This window comes from Curtobacterium sp. MEB011 (genome assembly GCF_030209655.1).
Taxonomy (GTDB): domain Bacteria; phylum Actinomycetota; class Actinomycetes; order Actinomycetales; family Microbacteriaceae; genus Curtobacterium; species Curtobacterium poinsettiae.
In genome coordinates this window covers 93,007-110,373 of sequence record NZ_JARVRN010000003.1, presented here as the reverse complement: position 1 = coordinate 110,373, position 17,367 = coordinate 93,007, and the positions used below count along the sequence as shown (strand labels likewise).

General features: G+C 71.4%; 14 protein-coding genes and 1 tRNA gene. 10 read left to right on the top strand and 5 right to left on the bottom strand.

Annotation, left to right across the window (positions count from 1 at the left end; translation table 11 throughout):
- The first annotated feature begins 21 nt into the window (after nucleotides 1-21).
- On the top strand, nucleotides 22-1,395 hold the full coding sequence (locus QRN30_RS04525) for an ABC transporter substrate-binding protein (RefSeq protein WP_201300413.1): 1,374 nt from the start codon (nucleotides 22-24) through the stop codon (nucleotides 1,393-1,395).
- Between the two features lie 506 nt (nucleotides 1,396-1,901).
- On the opposite strand, the gene QRN30_RS04520 is transcribed toward QRN30_RS04525, so the two are convergent.
- Both QRN30_RS04520 and QRN30_RS04515 read right to left on the bottom strand, forming a co-directional pair.
- Nucleotides 1,902-2,330 carry a BLUF domain-containing protein gene (locus tag QRN30_RS04520; protein ID WP_017888306.1) on the bottom strand — a complete coding sequence of 143 codons (429 nt, stop codon included), beginning with the start codon at nucleotides 2,328-2,330 and terminating at the stop codon, nucleotides 1,902-1,904.
- 76 nt (nucleotides 2,331-2,406) lie between these two features.
- Nucleotides 2,407-3,561 (bottom strand): AI-2E family transporter, encoded by a 1,155-nt coding sequence (locus tag QRN30_RS04515; RefSeq protein WP_017888307.1) that lies wholly within the window; start codon nucleotides 3,559-3,561, stop codon nucleotides 2,407-2,409.
- Between the two features lie 91 nt (nucleotides 3,562-3,652).
- Between QRN30_RS04515 and QRN30_RS04510 the strand changes: the two genes are divergently transcribed.
- Genes QRN30_RS04510 through QRN30_RS04500 form a run of 3 tightly spaced genes read left to right on the top strand, consistent with a single transcriptional unit; the run spans nucleotide 3,653 to nucleotide 5,760 of the window.
- Entirely contained in the window at nucleotides 3,653-4,444 is a 792-nt protein-coding gene (locus QRN30_RS04510) for an MSMEG_4193 family putative phosphomutase (RefSeq protein ID WP_284760551.1), read from the top strand.
- Between the two features lie 33 nt (nucleotides 4,445-4,477).
- The gene (locus QRN30_RS04505; protein ID WP_017888309.1) at nucleotides 4,478-5,005 is read left to right on the top strand and encodes a DUF3090 domain-containing protein; all 528 of its coding nucleotides are present in this window, start codon (nucleotides 4,478-4,480) and stop codon (nucleotides 5,003-5,005) included.
- The gene (locus QRN30_RS04500) at nucleotides 5,002-5,760 is read left to right on the top strand and encodes an SCO1664 family protein (protein WP_284760550.1); all 759 of its coding nucleotides are present in this window, start codon (nucleotides 5,002-5,004) and stop codon (nucleotides 5,758-5,760) included. Before QRN30_RS04505 ends, QRN30_RS04500 begins: the two co-directional genes overlap by 4 nt.
- 70 nt (nucleotides 5,761-5,830) lie before the next feature.
- On the opposite strand, the gene QRN30_RS04495 is transcribed toward QRN30_RS04500, so the two are convergent.
- Together QRN30_RS04495 and QRN30_RS04490 are read right to left on the bottom strand one after the other, a co-directional pair.
- Nucleotides 5,831-7,849 (bottom strand): vWA domain-containing protein, encoded by a 2,019-nt coding sequence (locus QRN30_RS04495; protein WP_284760549.1) that lies wholly within the window; start codon nucleotides 7,847-7,849, stop codon nucleotides 5,831-5,833.
- Nucleotides 7,842-9,227 carry a MoxR family ATPase gene (locus QRN30_RS04490; protein ID WP_042540591.1) on the bottom strand — a complete coding sequence of 462 codons (1,386 nt, stop codon included), beginning with the start codon at nucleotides 9,225-9,227 and terminating at the stop codon, nucleotides 7,842-7,844. The genes QRN30_RS04495 and QRN30_RS04490 overlap by 8 nt, the downstream gene beginning before the upstream one ends.
- 210 nt (nucleotides 9,228-9,437) lie before the next feature.
- Between QRN30_RS04490 and QRN30_RS04485 the strand changes: the two genes are divergently transcribed.
- The 4 genes from QRN30_RS04485 to QRN30_RS04470 all read left to right on the top strand — a co-directional run bounded on the left by QRN30_RS04485 (nucleotide 9,438) and on the right by QRN30_RS04470 (nucleotide 13,749).
- Nucleotides 9,438-10,892: an MFS transporter gene (locus tag QRN30_RS04485; protein ID WP_040420052.1), complete on the top strand. Its 1,455-nt coding sequence runs from the start codon at nucleotides 9,438-9,440 to the stop codon at nucleotides 10,890-10,892.
- 169 nt (nucleotides 10,893-11,061) lie between these two features.
- Complete coding sequence (locus tag QRN30_RS04480) at nucleotides 11,062-11,742, top strand: GntR family transcriptional regulator (RefSeq protein WP_056070268.1); 681 nt, start codon at nucleotides 11,062-11,064, stop codon at nucleotides 11,740-11,742.
- Nucleotides 11,743-12,007: 265 nt separating this feature from the next.
- Nucleotides 12,008-13,231, top strand: a complete 1,224-nt coding sequence (locus QRN30_RS04475) for an LCP family protein (RefSeq protein ID WP_284760548.1) — start codon at nucleotides 12,008-12,010, stop codon at nucleotides 13,229-13,231.
- A 428-nt stretch (nucleotides 13,232-13,659) separates the two neighbouring features.
- A tRNA-Ser gene (locus tag QRN30_RS04470) sits at nucleotides 13,660-13,749 on the top strand.
- Between the two features lie 116 nt (nucleotides 13,750-13,865).
- Here the strand turns inward: QRN30_RS04470 and QRN30_RS04465 are convergent.
- Entirely contained in the window at nucleotides 13,866-14,870 is a 1,005-nt protein-coding gene (locus tag QRN30_RS04465; RefSeq protein WP_284760547.1) for a LacI family DNA-binding transcriptional regulator, read from the bottom strand.
- Between the two features lie 115 nt (nucleotides 14,871-14,985).
- Here QRN30_RS04465 and QRN30_RS04460 point away from each other — a divergent pair, with 115 nt between their 5' ends.
- Both QRN30_RS04460 and QRN30_RS04455 read left to right on the top strand, forming a co-directional pair.
- Complete coding sequence (locus tag QRN30_RS04460; RefSeq protein WP_017888336.1) at nucleotides 14,986-16,224, top strand: Gfo/Idh/MocA family protein; 1,239 nt, start codon at nucleotides 14,986-14,988, stop codon at nucleotides 16,222-16,224.
- Nucleotides 16,221-17,225: a sugar phosphate isomerase/epimerase family protein gene (locus tag QRN30_RS04455; RefSeq protein WP_274006720.1), complete on the top strand. Its 1,005-nt coding sequence runs from the start codon at nucleotides 16,221-16,223 to the stop codon at nucleotides 17,223-17,225. Before QRN30_RS04460 ends, QRN30_RS04455 begins: the two co-directional genes overlap by 4 nt.
- Nucleotides 17,226-17,367 lie beyond the last annotated feature (142 nt).

Sequence of the window (17,367 nt, the reverse complement as noted above, 5' to 3'; positions counted from 1 at the left end):
CTGTCGGACAGGACGAACACCATGACGAACCAACTGACCCGCCGCACCCTCTTCGCCGGCGGCGCCTCCGCCCTGGCCCTCGGTGCGCTCGCCGCCTGCTCGTCGCCCGGTCGGCGCGCGACCAGCCGATCGGGTGCACGGACCGTGAGCTACTGGTTGTGGGACGCGAACCAGCAACCCGCCTACCAGGCCGTCGCCGACGCCTTCCACCGCGCGAACCCGGACATCACCGTGAAGATCACCCAGCTCGGGTGGAACGACTACTGGACCAAGCTCACCGCGGGGTTCATCGCCGGCACCGCGCCCGACGTCTTCACCGACCACCTGACGAAGTTCCCGCAGTACGCCGACCTCGACGTGCTCTACAAGCTCGACGAACTCGACGCGACCAAGGGCATCCGCGACGACGACTACCAGTCCGGGCTCGCCGAACTGTGGAAGGGCCAGGACGGCCACCGCTACGGGTCCCCGAAGGACTGGGACACCGTCGCGATGTTCTACGACAAGAAGGCGATGGCGAAGGCCGGGGTCTCCGCGGAGGAACTCGGGTCGCTCGAGTGGAACCCGGACGACGGCGGCACGTTCGAGCGGATGCTCGCCCGGCTGACGGTGGACTCGAAGGGCCGACGCGGCGACGAGGACGGCTTCGACAAGGACGACGTCGCCGTCTACGGCATCTCGTCGAACGGATCGGGCGGCGACGGCTTCGGACAGACCCAGTGGTCGCCGTTCACCGGGTCGGTCGACTGGTTCTACACGAACGAGAACCCCTGGGGCGACAAGTTCCGCTACGACGAGCGGGTCGTGCAGGACACCCTCGCCTGGTACTACCGGCTGGCCGAGAAGGGCTACATGGCGAAGTACGGGGTGTTCTCCACCACGACCGGGCCCGAGGTCCAGCTCGGCGCTGGCAAGTGCGCGCTGTCGTTCAACGGCTCGTGGATGATCGGCTCGTACCTCGGCATGGACGACCTCGACGTCGCCGTCGCCCCGACCCCGATCGGTCCGGCGGGACACCGCGCGTCGATGTTCAACGGGCTCGGCGACTCGATCACGAAGCAGGCGAAGGACCCCGAGGCCGCGGCGAAGTGGGTGGCGTTCCTGGGCAGCGACGAGGCGCAGCGGATCGTCGGTCGGAGCGGGATCGTGTTCCCCGCTCGTCCCGCGGGCACCGAGGCCGCGGTGGCGTCGTTCCGGAAGCGCGGCCTGGACGTCTCGGCGTTCACCCGGCAGGTCGAGGAGGAAACGACGTTCCTGTTCCCGGTCACGAAGAACCCCGCCGACGTGCAGGCGTTGCTGCAGCCCGCCTTCGACGACGTCTACGCGAACGGCAAGCCGGTCTCGACGCTGACCGGGGTGAACGAGCAGGTGAACAACCTGCTCGCCCTCACCTGATCGCGCGCGGTGCGGGTCGGCCACGGGCCTCCGGTTCGGCGGTGCGCATGGTGCGTGTGTGGTGACTGGGTGCGGGCTTGGTGGCGTGGTGCGGCGCTGTGAGCGCGCACGGTGTGGGCGAGCTCGCACCGGGTGGCGGTGGGCGCACGGTGCGGTGGCCGGGAGGCGCGGTGCGGGTCGGCCACGGGCCTCCGGTTCGGCGGTGCGCACGGTGCGTGTGTGGTGACTGGGTGCGGGGTTGGTTGCGTGGTGCGGCGCTGTAAGCGCGCACGGGGCGGGCGAGCTCGCACCGGGTGGCGGTGGGCGCACGGTGCGGCGGCCGGGAGGCGCGGTGCGGACCCGCCACGGGCCTCCCGTCCGGCGGTGCGCATGGTGCGTGTGTGGTGACTGGGTGCGGGGTTGGTTGCGTGGTGCGGCGCGGTAAGCGCGCACGGGGCGGGCAAGCTCGCACCGGGTGGCGGTGGGCGCACGGTGCGGTGGCCGGGCGGCGCGGCGCAGCCGACGGGTCAGAGGTCGTGCAGCTCGCGATCGCGGAACCACTTCAGCAGCCAGGCCGCACTGGTCCGGTCGAACGAGCGCGGGAAGTCCATCGTCCCGGAGAGGAAGGGACTGAAGCCCGCTTCTGACCGGATGTCCGAGTCGTCGAGTGCTCGGTACGCCATCGACCAGCCGTCGAAGCGCCGGCGCTCGATGTCCTCGCGCACGAGCGACTTGACCTCACCGTGCCGCCGGTCCTTCGCGATCACGTCGTACCGGTCCTGCACGCTCCACGCCGGCCCCTCGAGCAGCTGCATGAACCGGCCGCCCTTGGCGAGCAGGAGCCCCGAGACCCCGAGCGCTTCGTTCCGCAGCCGGGACTCAGCGAGCAGCACCGCCATGGCCTGGTCGTCGAAGGGCACGACGGCACGACTCATGTAGACGATGGAGACGAGCACTCCTCCATACTGCTGGGTGGCAGGCCGTTGCGCGAAGTGGATGTCCGCAACGCGCCCCACGTATCGGCGCCGCGGATCAGCCCTGCGGCAGCTCGTGCGCGGTGACGTCCTCGTTGCGCTTCTTCCGCCAGGGGCGAGCCGGGGTGTTCGGGCCGTCCCACACAAGGATGGCGCCCCAGGCCGCAGCGATCAGCGGCACCGAGATGATCGCGCCCGTGATGCCGGCGAGCACGGTGCCGGCGGTCAGGCCGATCAGGATGACGAGGCCGTGCAGCTTGAGGGTCCGCCCCATCAGGACGGGCTGCAGCAGGTTGCCCTCGAGCTGGTTCACCAGCACCACGATGCCGATCACGATGAGCGCCTGCACCGGGCCGAGGGCGACGAGCGCGACGAGGGCGGCGAGGATGCCGGCAGCGGTCGCACCGACGATCGGGATGAACGCCGTGATGAAGACGATGACGGCCAGCGGCAGGGCCAGGGGCACGCCGACGATCGCGATGCCGACCCCGATGCCGATCGCGTCCACGGCAGCGACGGTGGCGGTGCCGCGGACGTAGCCGCCGAGGGTCGAGACGACCCGGTCACCGACACGACGTGCGCGGGCGTAGCGCTCACCGGTGAAGGGACGGAGCAGGAACTCCCAGATGCTCGGGCCGTCCTTCAGGAAGAAGAACAGCACGACGATCATCAGCACGAGCCCGGTCAGGAAGTTCGCGGTGGCCGACGCGCCCGCCAGCGCACCGGAGCCGAACTGGGCGCTCGTGACGAAGTCGGACGCCGACGCGACGGCGTCGTCGATCTGCTTGTCGGAGATCGAGAACGGCAGGTTCTTCGCGAACTCCTGCAGCTGCTGGAACCCGTCGACCGCCGACTTCTGCAGCTGCGACCACTGGTTCTCGACCGCGACGACGATGAGCCAGCCGATCAGGCCCAGGATCGCGAGCACGCCGATCAGGACGGCGAGGGTGGCGAGCACCGACGGCACGCGGTGCTTGCGCAGCCACGACACGACCGGGTGCATCGCCGACGCGATGATGAGCGCGAGGAGCACGGGGATCGTGACGACGCTCAGGATGTTGCTCGCCCAGACGACCCCGGCGACGACCACCACGACGATGATCAGCTGCAGGCACCGGGTCGCGAAGTGCCCGGCGGAGTCGGACCACGCGGCCTGGACCCTGGACGGCGGGGCTGGGGTGGTCGGGCGCGGAGCGTCGCGGAAGAACGGCATGCGCCAGACGCTACCGACCAGCGGGCCGCCGCGCCGCTTCTGACGGGCAACGCGTCGAGGGCAGCACGTCCGCGCGCCTAGGATCGGGCGCATGGCGACCGTCCTCCTCGTCCGTCACGGACGCACCACCGCGAACGCCACCGGCGTCCTGGCCGGACGCACCGCCGGCGTGCGACTCGACGCCGTCGGGCGGACCCAGGCCGAGCGGACCGCGGAGCGCATCGCCGCGGTGCCCGTGGTCGCCGTGGTGTCGAGTCCGCTCGAGCGCTGCCGACAGACCGCCCGCGCGATCCTGGACCGGCAGCCCGACCGGCAGCCCGGCCGCCAGACCGACCGGCAGTCCGGCGCGTCCGATCTGCTGATCGAGCGGGCCATCACCGAGGCCGACTACGGGCAGTGGCAGGGCCGGAAGCTCGCCGACCTGGCGAAGGAGCCCCTCTGGCGCACGGTGCAGGCGAACCCCAGCGCCGTCGTGTTCCCCGGCGGCGAGTCCATGCAGACGATGCAGTCCCGTGCCGTCGCGGCCGTCCGGCGCATCGACGCCGAGGTCGAGGCGGAGCACGGACCCGGCGCTGTCTGGGTCGCGGTGAGCCACGGCGACATCATCAAGAGCGTCCTGGCCGACGCGTTCGGCATGCACCTGGACCTGTTCCAGCGCATCGGCGTCGGGCCGGCCTCGGTGTCGGTCGTGCGGTACGGCGAGCACCGCCCCGAGGTCGTCGCGACGAACACCGAGTCGGGCGACCTGTCCTGGCTGCGCACCGCCCCGGCTCCCAGCGGGGAGGCCGCGGTCGGCGGCGGCGCAGGGCATCCGGAACCCGATGCGCACACCGGCACCGGGCGTCCGGTACCCGACGCGCCCGGCGGACCTGCGCGACCCTGAACGGGCGGAGCCGACCGCTCCTACAATGCGGGTATGCCCACCATCGTCCACGGCTTCGACTGGCCGGACCGCCTCGTCGTCGGCACCATCGGCCGTCCGGGTGAGCGCGCCTTCTACATCCAGGCCCGCTCCGGTCGACGCGTCACCAGCGTCGCGCTCGAGAAGGAGCAGACCTCCGTGCTCGCCGACAAGATCGACGAGCTCCTCGACGAGGTCGCGACCGTCGACGACAACCGCTTCAGCGTGCCGCCGTCGGTGCCCGCCGAACTCCGCGACCCGGAGCCCCTCGACCAGCCGGTCGAGGCCGAGTTCCGCGCCGGAGCGCTGAGCTTGGGCTTCGACCCGTCCACCGCCCAGGTCGTCATCGAGGCGTACCCGATCGACGACGAGGTCGAGATCGTGTCCGAGGAGAGCGAAGACGGCGTCGAGATCGAGGCCGTCGTGGAGATCCCCGAACCCGCCGAGCTGTTCCAGGTGAAGATCCCGGTCGGCACCGCCCGGGCATTCGTCGAGCGCACGCGTGAGGTCGTCGCCGCCGGTCGTCCGCCCGGCGACGCATGAGCGACGGATCGCTCTCCGTCCGGGCGCGCATCCGTGAGGCGTCCAACGCCACCTTCCTCGCCGACCTCGACGGCGCGACCGTCGTCTACAAGCCCATCGAGGGCGAGCGCCCGCTGTGGGACTTCCCGGACGGCACGCTCGCCGGCCGCGAGATCGCCGCACACCTGGTCTCCGAGGCGTTCGGCTGGGGCGTCGTCCCGCCCACGTGGATGGGCGACGGTCCGTTCGGCCCCGGCATGGTGCAGCGCTGGCAGGACGTCGACCCCGAGCAGGACGCCGTCGACCTGGTGGCACCCGAACTCGCCGAGGCGGACGGTTCGCCCTGGCTGCCCGTGCTCGAGGCCATCGACGAGCGCGACCAGCCCGTCACGCTCGTGCACGAGGACTCCGAGGCCCTGCGCCGGATGGCCGTCTTCGACGTCGTCGTGAACAACGCCGACCGCAAGGGCGGGCACGTGCTCGCGATGCCCGACGGCCACCGCTTCGGCGTGGACCACGGGCTCACCTTCCACGTCGAGCACAAGCTCCGGACGGTCCTGTGGGGCTGGATCGGCGAGCCCCTCGGGCCCGACGAGCTCGAGGGCCTCGACCGCGTGTCCGAAGCCCTGCGCGGCGGTCTCGGCGACGAGCTCGCCGAGCACCTGACGGACGAGGAGATCGACACGCTCCGGGCGCGCTGCGCGGCCCTGCGCGCCGTCGGGATCTTCCCGCCGCCGCCCGGTCACGGCCCCGCCGTGCCCTGGCCGCTGTTCTAGACGTACCCAGGTACGGACTGGAGGCCCGTGGCGGTCTCGCCACGGGCCTCCCGGCTGTCCGTGGCTGGCTTCAGAGCCCCCAGTCGTCGCGGAAGAGCGCGCCGCCGGCCCCGCGACGCGAGCCGAGGTACGAGCCGACCACGGCGACCCCGAGGTCGTCGTTCTCCGGCGCCACGACGCTGCCGTCCACCCGCTTCGCCATCGCGTCGATGAACCGGGCGAGCCCCGGGTCCTCGCCGAGCCGGAAGAACGTCGTCTGGGCGCCGAGGCGTCCGGCGTTCTCGAGCTCCCGGACGGTCAGCGCGATCGTCACCGGGTCGGGCGGGTAGTCGAACCAGACCTGCCCGTTCGGCTCGAGGTGCGAGGTCGGCTCGCCGTCCGTGACGATGAGGAGCACCGGTTGGGCCGTGGGGTGCTTGCGGAAGTGCCGGTTGGCGAGCAGCAGGGCGTGGTGCAGGTTCGTGCCCTTGTCCCACATCGCGTCGAGACCGACGAGCTGTTCGACGTCCATCACCTCGGCCTCGCGACCGAAGGCGATGAGCTGCAGGTCGTCGCCGCGGAACCGGGTCGACACCAGGGTGTGGAGCGCCAGGGCCGTGCGCTTCATCGGGACCCAGCGGTCCTCCATCGCCATCGAGAACGACGTGTCGACGAGCAGCGCGACGCAGGCCTGGGTGCGGGCCTCGGTCTCCTGCACCTCGACGTCGTCGATGCTCAGGTGCACGCCGGCTCCCTGCCGGCCGCTGGCCGCCGTCCGCACCACGGCGTTCGTGATCGTGCGGGGGATGTCCCACGGCTCGGTGTCGCCGAACGCCCACTGCCGTGACGCCCCTGACAGTTCACCCGCGGCGCCCGAGCGACGGAGGTCCCTGGCGCCCTGGCGACCGGACATCCGCTGGGCGACGTCCTTGAGCAGGCTCTTGCCGAGCTGCCGCATCGCCTTCGGGGTCAGCCGGAGCTGCCCGTCGGCACCGCGGCGCATCGCCCCCGAGTTCCGGAGCGCCTGTTCGAGCCGCTGCAGGGTCTTCGCGTCGACCGCCGCTTCGTCGCCCAGCTGCCGGGACAGCGCGTCGAGGTCCAGGTCGTCGAGTTCCGAGCCGGGGCCGGACTGGGCGAGCTGGTCGGCGAGCGCGTCGAGGTCTGCGATGTCCTGGAACACCCCGGTGCCGTCGCCGAGCCCGAGGCCCTGCTCGCCGTCCATGCGCTCCGACCCGCCCCAGTCCTCGCCGGGCCGCAGGGACCGCAGGTTCCCGTCGAGCTGGGACAGCTGCCCCATCAGGTCCGGGGAGCCGAACGCCTGCTGGGCGAGGGAGTCGAGTTCGTCCCGCTGCTCCTGGGTCATCGAGTTCCGCATGCGCTGCGCTGCGGCCGCGCGGGCTGCCAGGTCGTCGAGCAGCTCGTCGACGTTCGCGGGGTCCGACGGGAAGTACTCGCCGTGCTGGTCCATGAAGTCGTCGAACTGCTGCCGGGTGTCCTCACCGCGGGCGTGCGCCTCGAGCAGGGCGTTGAGGTCCTGCATCATCGCGCTGACCGCGGCCCGGTCCTGGTCGGTGGCGCCCTCGAGCGCCTGCTTCATGCCGGCGAAGCGCTGGTCGAGCACCTCGCGGCCGAGCAGGTCCTTGATCTCGTCGTACTTCTGCCGGGCCTCGGGGCTCGTCCAGTCGTAGCCGCTGAGCTCCTGCACCGCGGCGGCGGGGGAGGGCGACAGGCTGTCGAGCTGCAGTTCGGCCAGCGCCCGGTCGCCGTCGTCGAGGTCGACGTTGCGGGCGAGTTCGCCGCGTTCGGCACGGAGCGCCTGGTCGAGCAGTTCGCGGACCTGCTGCAGGGTGCCGTCGAGGTTGTTCCGGCTCGTCAGTTCACGGCGCCGCTCGGCCACCCGGCGGGCCAGGTCGTCGAGGCCGCGCTGCGTCCGGCCACCGCGTCGCAGGAACTCCCGCATCGCGCGCTCGGGCGACGTGCCGCCCATCACGTCCTGCCCGATGGCGTCGAGTGCCTCGGCCAGGTCGACCGGGGCCGCGAGCGGGTCCGGCCCGTCGGTGTAGGCCCCGTAGCGGGTGTCGCGCGTCAGGCGTCGGTTCTGCCTAGCCATAGACGGCTTCGCCCCCGCCGGACTCCTTGCTGATGCGCCGGGCCAGGAACAGGCCCTCGAGGGCGAGCTCGATCGCGCCGGCGCGTTCGCCGTCGTTCGTGGCACCCATCCGGTCGCACACCTGGTCGTACAGGTCGGACTCGCCGATCGACGGCAGGCCTTCGAGGAACGCCCTGGCGCTGACCTGCTCGCCCGTGGTGACCATCGTGCCGCCGTCGAGCGCGTCCACGAGCACCGCGAAGTCGAGACCCCTGAACCGGGAGCGCACGGTCTCGGCGGTCGCGGTGCGGAGCAGGTGCTCGAGGACCTCGTCGGCCCGGTCCTCTTCGCCGTTCTCGAACTCGATCTTGCCGCCGAGGACGTCCACCGCGGTCTCGAGGTCGATCGGGCGGGCGACCGCCTCGTCCTCGCCCTGGCGTGCTGCGCGGTGCACGGCGGCGGCGGACACCGTCTCGGCACCCGCGATCGCGAACCGGGCGCTCACGCCGCTGCGCTGGTCGACGGCGCTCGACGAACGGAGCGCCCGGGTGAAGCGGGCGAGGATCTCGATCAGCGCGTCGGGCACCTCGGCCGTCAGCTGCGCCTCCTGCCGGATGACGGCGATCTCGTCGTCGAGCTCGATCGGGTAGTGCGTGCGGATCTCGGCGCCGAAGCGGTCCTTCAGCGGCGTGATGATCCGGCCGCGGTTCGTGTAGTCCTCGGGGTTCGCACTCGCCACGACGAGCACGTCGAGCGGCAGCCGCAGCACGTAGCCGCGGATCTGGACGTCGCGTTCCTCCATCACGTTGAGCATCGCGACCTGGATGCGTTCGGCCAGGTCGGGCAGTTCGTTGATCGCGACGATGCCGCGGTGGCCGCGCGGGACCAGCCCGAAGTGGATGGTCTCCGGGTCGCCCAGGCTGCGACCCTCGGCGACCTTCATCGGGTCGACGTCGCCGATCAGGTCGGCGACGCTCGTGTCCGGCGTCGCGAGCTTCTCGACGTAGCGGTCGTCGCGGTGCCGCCAGCTGATCGGCAGGGCGTCACCGAGCTCGTCGGCACGTCGGATGCTCGCCGTCGTGATCGGTTCGTACGGGTGCTCGCCGAGCTCGGAGCCGGTGATGACCGGCGTCCACTCGTCGAGCAGGCCCTGCAGGGTGCGGAGCAGGCGGGTCTTGCCCTGGCCGCGCTCGCCGAGCAGGACGACGTCGTGCCCGGCGATCAGGGCGCGTTCGAGCTGGGGGATGACGGTGGTCTCGAAGCCGTGCAGGCCGGGCCACGGATCGGTGCCCTGGCGCAGGGCGGTGAGCAGGTTGTCGCGGATCTCGGCGCGGACCGTCTTCTGGACGTGACCAGAGGTGCGGAGCTCGCCGACCGTGCGGATGTCAGGTCGGGTCACGTTCTGGACGTTACGCCTTGTCGGACGGGAGGCCCGTGGCGGGCCCCGCCACGGGCCTCCCGTCCGTCCGCTTGTGGGTTTCCATCGCACTTGCGATCATTGAGATCCCGGCGACGGAGCCGGATTCGAAGTAGGGGGATCCGGCTCCGCCCCCGGTTGCTCGTACCGCATCTGAACCACATCGGCGATCTCGGCGTACGGTCCCCTTTCGTGAGCAGCGCGAACGCAACCATCAAGAGCCTGGTGCCCGCCAGGATGGACCGCTTGCCGTGGACCCGGTTCCACTGGAGCGTCGTCGTCGGACTCGGCGTGTCCTGGATCCTCGACGGTCTCGAGATCCAGATCGTCTCGAACGCCGGGTTCCAGGCCGACCTGAACCTGTCGACGCAACAGGTGACGTTGCTCGGCACGATCTACCTGGTCGGGCAGGTCGTCGGCGCCCTGGTGTTCGGGCGGATGTCCGACCGGCTGGGCCGCCGCAAGCTGTTCATCCTGACGCTGGCCATCTACCTGATCGGTTCCGGCATCGCGGGCCTCGCGCAGGACTTCTGGTTCCTGGCGGCCTTCCGGTTCGTCGCGGGGCTGGGCATCGGCGGCGAGTACGCGGCGATCAACTCCGCGATCGACGAGCTCATCCCGGCGAAGTACCGCGGGCACGTCGACATCGCCATCAACGGCACCTACTGGGGCGGCGCGGCACTCGGCGCGTTCGCGAACATCTACCTGCTCGACACGTCGTACTTCGCCGAGGACATCGGCTGGCGCATCGGGTTCTTCCTCGGCCCGGTGCTCGGCATCGCGATCATCTTCCTGCGCCGGCACATCCCGGAGAGTCCGCGGTGGCTGATGACGCACGGACGTCAGGAAGAAGCCGAGGCCACCGTCTCCCGCATCGAGGCGTCGGTGGAGCAGGCGACCGGCAAGCCGCTGCCCGAGGTCGACCAGTCGAAGGCGATGACGGTCACACCGACCGACCGCGTCGGGTTCCTGACCATCGCGCGCGTGCTGCTGAAGCAGTACCCGACGCGGACGCTCGTCGGCGCGACGATGATGATCACGCAGGCGTTCCTGTACAACGCGATCTTCTTCACCTACGCGCTCGTGCTGACGAACTTCTTCGGCCTGAAGACAGCGGAGACGGCGGTGTACTTCTTCCCGTTCGCGATCGGCAACCTGCTCGGGCCGATCATCCTCGGGCGCTTCTTCGACACCTGGGGTCGTCGCCAGATGATCTTCCTGACGTACCTGGTGTCCGGGCTCGTGCTCGCCACGTCGGCGTTCCTGTTCCGGGCCGACGCGATCTCGGCCACGGTGCAGGTCGCGTTCTGGTGCGTCTCGTTCTTCTTCGCCTCGGCCGGTGCGTCGAGTGCGTACCTGACGGTCAGCGAGATCTTCCCGCTCGAGCTGCGGTCGCAGGCCATCTCGTACTTCTTCGCGCTGGCGCAGATCTTCGGTGCGGTCGCCCCGGCCATCTACGGTGCCTTCATCGGGGACGGGTCGTCGCGGGAGCCGCTGTTCTGGGGGTACCTGCTCGGATCCGCGGTGATGATCGGCGGCGGCGTGGTGGCCCTGATCTTCGGGGTCGACGCCGCGCGGAAGGGGCTGGAGGACGTCACCCAACCGCTCTCGGTGCTCACCGGGGATGCGAAGTCCGACCGGAAGTGAGCACGGTGGCGGCGGCCTGACATTCTGTATGCAGAGTGTTTAGCGCCGCCGCCGCAGCGCTGTCACTGTGCTTGCATGGCACTCCTCCACAGTCCGACACCGGCGACGATCATCCACGACAGCGGCCGCCCGCTCCCCGGGGGCTTCGCCCGTGCGTGACCCTGGGGTGATGGAGCACACCCCGATGCGCGCCGCGGCCGGCGACCTCGATCCCCACGGCCTGCGCCGGAGCCTGCTGCGCGACGCGGTGTTCCTGCGCCTGCTCGACAACGTCCTGCGGGGCGAGTACCGCCGTGGGCAGCGGCTGCGGCTCGACACCCTGGCATCGGACATGCGGGTGTCGCGGACGCCTGTGCGCGAAGCCCTGGTGACCCTCGAATCGCTCCAGCTGGCGACCGTCCAGCGGTACGTCGGGGTCGTGATCTCGCACTGGTCGGTCGACCAGATGACCGAGCGCCTCCGGATCGCGCAGACCATGCTCGCCGATCCTCCGTCGAGCGCCGTCGGCTACCAGGACCGGTTCGACAAGGCCTGGCTCCGCGAGTGCTGGACCGAAGCCGGTGCCTTCGTCGAGCTCGGGTCCTGGTACCTGCGGCGCCGCGGATCGTCGGTGAGCGGCGACTGGTTGCTGTCGCAGCGCATCGTGCTCGACATGTTCTTCACCGATGACGTCGCCCTGGCGAACGGGATCGACGCCGTGGTCGACCGGCGCCGACGGGTCGAGATCGTGGAGCGAGCGGTGGACGCCGCCGGCCGCGATGCCCTCGACGACTGCGCCGCCGCACTCCTCGAACTCTCGACCGCCCTGATCGCCCTGCCGGACCGCTTCCGGGTGGTGGTGTCGGCCTGACGCGGCGTCGGCTGCGGATCCGTTCAGGTCCGTGCCGACCGCCGCGGATCCGCTGGTCGCGATGCCGTTCACCGAGCATCGCCGGTGTCCCTCGCACCGGATCGTCAGGAAATGTCGTGGCAGCCTTGACCGGTTGCCGTCCCCGGCGTGTCCACCGACGACAGGAGTGCCCGTGAACGACGTCCGCGACCGATCCCACCGCTTGAACCGAGCGTCCGGGATCGCACGGCACGGACGTCTCCGGCGCTCGAGCCCCCTCGCGACCGTGGCCAAGACGGTCTCCGCCGTCGTCGCGGTGGCGCTCGTGAGCTCGGTCTCGGTCACGGCGATCGCGGCGAAGCAGGTCACGGACGACCTCGGTGACGGGGTGGAGATCCAGGGCCAGCCCGCGCCGCAGGCGAAGGGTGGTCCCAAGCCCCTCAGCGCCTTCAAGGGCGGGTTCAACATGCTCGTCGTCGGCACCGACAACGACCCCGACCAGAGTGCTGCGTTCGGGGAGCGCGACGCGACCCTCAACGACGTCAATATCCTGCTGCACGTCTCGGCGGACCACACCAACGCCACCGCGGTGAGCATCCCGCGTGACCTCGTCACACCGATCCCGGCCTGCAAGAAGACCGACGGCACGGGCACCGCCCCGGCGATGGCGGCGCAGCCGATCAACACCTCGTTCGGCGAGGGCGGCCTGAACTGCGTCACCCAGACCGTGTCGGGTCTGACCGGGCTCGACATCCAGTACTCGGCGGCGGTGTCGTTCAAGGGCGTCATCGAGATGTCGAACGCGATCGGCGGCGTGCCGGTCTGCGTCGCCCAGCCGATCACCGACTCGTACACGGGGCTGAACCTGCCCGCCGGCACCTCGACGCTGCAGGGTGACGATGCCCTGGCGTTCCTGCGCACCCGGCACAGCGTGGGCGATGGGTCGGACCTCGCCCGGATCTCGAGCCAGCAGGTGTTCCTGTCGTCGCTGCTCCGCACCGTGAAGTCGAACGACACCCTCGGTTCGCCCGCCCGCCTGTACAAGCTGGCCCGGGCGGCGGCGTCGAACATGCAGCTGTCCCAGAGTCTGAACGACATCGGGACGATGGTGCAGATGGGCCTGGCGCTGCGGGACCTGCCGCTGGCGCAGGTGAACTTCGTGCAGTACCCGGGCACCACGGGCGGCACCGGGGTCTACGCCGGCAAGGTCCAGCCGACGACGTACCTGGCCGACCAGCTGTTCGCGAAGATCAAGGCCGACCAGTCGTTCTCGCTCGGGGCGGACAGCACGGGCATCGGGTCGGAGACGAGTCCGACGCAGACGGGTCCGACGCAGCCGACCGCTGCACCGTCGTCTCCGGAGGCTGCGCCGAAGCCGGCGACGCCCGCGACCCCGGCAGCACCGTCGTCCGCTGCGCCCCGCACCCCCTCGGCGACGCCCGAGACCATCGACGGACTCGAGGGCCAGTCCGCCGACCAGCAGACCTGCTCCAAGGCGTTCGGGTACTGAGGCGCGGGGCGGGCCCTCGCTGGCCCCGAGTCTCGGTCGGGCGGACTCTTTGCGGCCTTCAACGCCCGTGGACTGTCCGCGGGGACGAGTCTCGGCTCGGTAGCTGCCTGCCCCCGAGCGCAGGAACGGGGGCGCGGTGGTGGGCCGCGCCCCCGGGGAAGCCGCTCCCCGCCGGGCGCCGCGCGATCGGGCGCGCCGGGCCCGCGCGGAGAACGACGTCGGGTGCTGTGTCGCGACGACGGGGACGAACCCCGGAACGTGATTGCCGCGTCCCGACGATGCTATGCAGTGGGGTACGCCCCGACAACCCCGATGTGTCCCCACTTCGGGGGACCGCGCTGTCCGGCCCGAGCCACGCGCGGGCGTGCGTCGGGTCGAGACTGGCGCGGTCCTCCTGTATGATGGTCGGAGCGCTCGCGAGAGTGCTTGGAGACGTCGCATAGTCCGGCCGAGTGCACCACCCTGCTAAGGTGGAGTCCCCTTTGAGGGGACCGAGGGTTCAAATCCCTCCGTCTCCGCACTGTACGAACAGCATCACGAGACCCCGGTCCGATCGGACCGGGGTTTCGTCGTTCCCGGGCGCCTCGCACGGCGGTCGACCCCGCCGGAACCAGGTTCCGCGGCTCGAGCGCGATCAGGCGCGCGGCGGCCCCGTCGTCGACCGGACCACGAGCGTCGGCGGCACGAGCGTCCGGATGGGACCCGCCGGGGCTCCCGCAGCCGCGCCGATCCGCTCCACCAACCGCGCAGCCGCCAGGCGCCCGACCTCGTCGTTGTGCGGGTCGACCGTCGTCAGGCGCAGCAGGGGTGACGCGGCGAGCGGGGTCTCGTCGTTGCCGATCACCGAGACGTCCTGCGGCACGCGGAGTCCGGCTTCCTGCACGGCGGCGATCGCACCCATCGCCATGACGTCGTTCGCGGCGAACACCGCGGTCAGGTCGGGGTGCTCCCGGAGTGCGAGCCGCGTGCCCTCGTAGCCGGAGGCTTCCGAGGTGGGGCCGGAGCCGGAGACCAGCGGCTCGATGCCGGACGCGACCAGCTGCGCGACGGTGGCGTCCCGGCGGAGCGCAGCCGGGCCTCCCGAGCCGGTGACGTGGACGATGCGGCGGTGACCCAGCCCGATCAGGTGATCCGCTGCCAGCCGTCCGCCGGCGGCTTCGTCGGAGGCGACCACGTCGAGTCCGCCTGGGACGTCCTCACGCGCACCGGCGACCACGACCGGGGTGTCCGCGGGGACGACGATGTCGGGGAAGCCCTCGGCGGCGAGCACCACGCCGTCGACCCGCAGGGAGACCAGGTCGTCGAAGGGCGAGGAACCGAGGTGGGCGTTGGCGCGGGTGTCGGCGAGGGTGAGGCGGAGTCCGTGCGGGGCGAGGGCCTCGCGGATGCCGTCGAGCATCGGGACGTACCAGGGGTTCCGGAAGTCGTCGACGATGACGCCGATGGTGCGGGTCCGGGTGCCGGCGAGGATCGCGGCGGCGCGGTTCGGGCGGTAGCCGAGCTCCGCGACGGCGGCGAGCACCGCGGAGCGGCGGGCGGGGGAGACCCCGGGGTCGTCGCGCAGCACCATCGACACCAGGGACTTCGAGACGCCCGCGCGTGCGGCGACGTCGATGATCGTCGGCGGGCGAGGGGTCACGCTGAGCCTTTCCGGCACGGTGCTTGACAGGACATGGGCTGGTGCGGCTACAGTCTACCGACACGTTCTGGAACGTTCCAGAATCGGATCCAGCGACCTTCTCGAAGGAGAGAACATGAGCGACAGCATCGGCGTCGCCGTCATCGGCGCGGGCATGGCGGGCAAGGCCCACATGGCTGCGTGGCGGAACGCACCCTCCCTCTTCACCTCGACACTGCCGCCGGTCCGGCTCGTCTCGGTCGGCGACGTGTACGAGCCCCTCGCCGCCGAGGCCGCACGGCGCTTCGGCTACGAGCGGCACGACACCGACTGGCGGGCCATCGCGGCAGCGGACGACATCGACGTGGTGAGCGTCGTCGTCGCGAACACGCTGCACCGCGAGATCGTCGAGGGGCTGCTCGCCGCCGGCAAGCACGTGCTGTGCGAGAAGCCGCTGTCCGACTCGCTCGACGACGCCCGCGCCATGGCGTCCGCCGCTGCCGAGGCCGAGCAGCGCGGAGTCCTCGGGCGGATCGGGTTCACCTACCGTCGCGCTCCCGGGCTCGCGGCCATCAAGGAGCTCGTCGAGGACGGCACGCTCGGCCGGGTCCTGCACGTCTCCGGTCGGTACTGGACCGACTACGGCGCCTCGCCCGACGTCCCGTTCTCGTGGCGCTTCGCGGGGGAGCCCGGGTCCGGGGCGCTCGCCGACGTCGGCTCCCACCTGTCCTACGTCGCAGAGTTCCTCGCCGGACCGGTCCGGAGCGTCAACGGTGGGACGTTCACCACGTCGATCACCGAGCGACCCGTGGCCGCCGGACACGCCCTGCGGGGGCAGGCGGTCCCGCTCACCGGTGCGACCGCGGCCGTCGGGAACGACGACTACGCCACGTTCAGTGCACGCTTCGGTGACGGCACGGTCGTCGGGTCGCTCGAGGCCTCCCGTGTCGCGGCCGGGCACCCGAACGGCCTCGTCATCGAGGTGTTCTGCGAGCGCGGGGCCGCCCGGTGGGACCAGGAGCGCGCCTCCGAGATCGGCCTCGCGCTGCAGTCCGACGGCTCGCGTACGGGCGGGTACCGCCAGGTCGTGCTCGGCCCGGACCACCCCTACGTCGCGGGCGGCATGGCGATGGACGCCCCGGGCGTCGGCTGGGGGCAGAACCAGATGTTCGAGTACCAGGCGCGGGCGTTCCTCGACGAGGTCGCCGGGCTGTCCGGCGACGTACCCGACGCCCTGCCCGCGAACGCCACGTTCGACGACGGCGTGCACAACATGGAGGTCCTCGACGCGGTGGCACGGTCCGCCGCGGCCGGGGGTGCGTCCGTCGACGTGGCCGACGCCGTCGTCCCGACCACGGAGGGTGTCCGCGCATGAAGCTCGGTCTCTACAACGCGATCCTGCACGACCGCCCCCTCACCGACGCACTCCGGGTCATCGCGGCCAACGGCCTGACCGGCATCGAGCTGAACACCGGCGGCTTCCTGCCCCCGGTGCACGTGCCAGACTTCGACGCGATCCTGGTCGACGACGACGCCCGTGACGCCTTCCTCGCGCAGTTCGCGGGGACGGGTGTCTCGATCGCCGGCCTCAACTGCAACGGCAACCCGTTGCACCCCGACCCCGCGATCGGTCCCGCCCACGCCGAGGACGTCCGCCGCAGCATCCGCCTCGCGGCCCGCCTCGGACAGGACCGCGTCGTCACGATGTCCGGGCTTCCGGCGGGGGAGCCGGGCGGGACGCGGCCGAACTGGATCGTGAACGCGTGGAACTCGGCCGCGCTCGACGTGCTCGAACACCAGTGGAGCGTCGCGGTGCCGTTCTGGCAGGAGATCGACGCCCTGGCCCGGCAGCACGGCGTGAAGGTCGCGCTCGAGCTGCACCCGCAGAACCTGGTGTTCAACCCGGCGACGATCCGCGAGCTCGTCGAACGCGGCGGCCTGACCAACGTCGGGGTCGAGCTCGACGCCTCACACCTGTTCTGGCAGCACATGGACCCGGTGGCGGTCGCCCGCGACCTCGGCCCGCTGGTGTTCCACGCCGCCGCGAAGGACGTCCGGATCAACCCGCACGCCGCGATCAACGGCGTGCTCGACAACTCGTTCCGCCGGTTGTCGACCGACGAGCCACGCACGAACCTGGGCGGCGACGAGTGGGCGAACGAGTGGCCGAAGCCGTCGGCGTGGGACTTCGTCGCGCTCGGCAAGGGCCACGACGAGGCGTACTGGACGACGTTCCTCGAGGCCCTGCGCGCGATCGACCCGGACATGTGGGTGAACATCGAGCACGAGGACACCGAGCTCGGGCGCGAAGACGGCGTCGCGGTCGCCGCGCGCGTGCTGCGCGCCGCGGACGCGGCACTGCCGCACCGGGCCTGACCCTCCGGCGGCCGACCCGCACACCGCCTGGAGGCCCGTGAGCCGTTCCGCGCACGGGGTGACGGATCCGCTCGTGGTGCGCAGTGCCTCCCGGCCGCACCCTGCGCGGATCGGCCACCGGTGCGCGGAACGACCAGTCGGT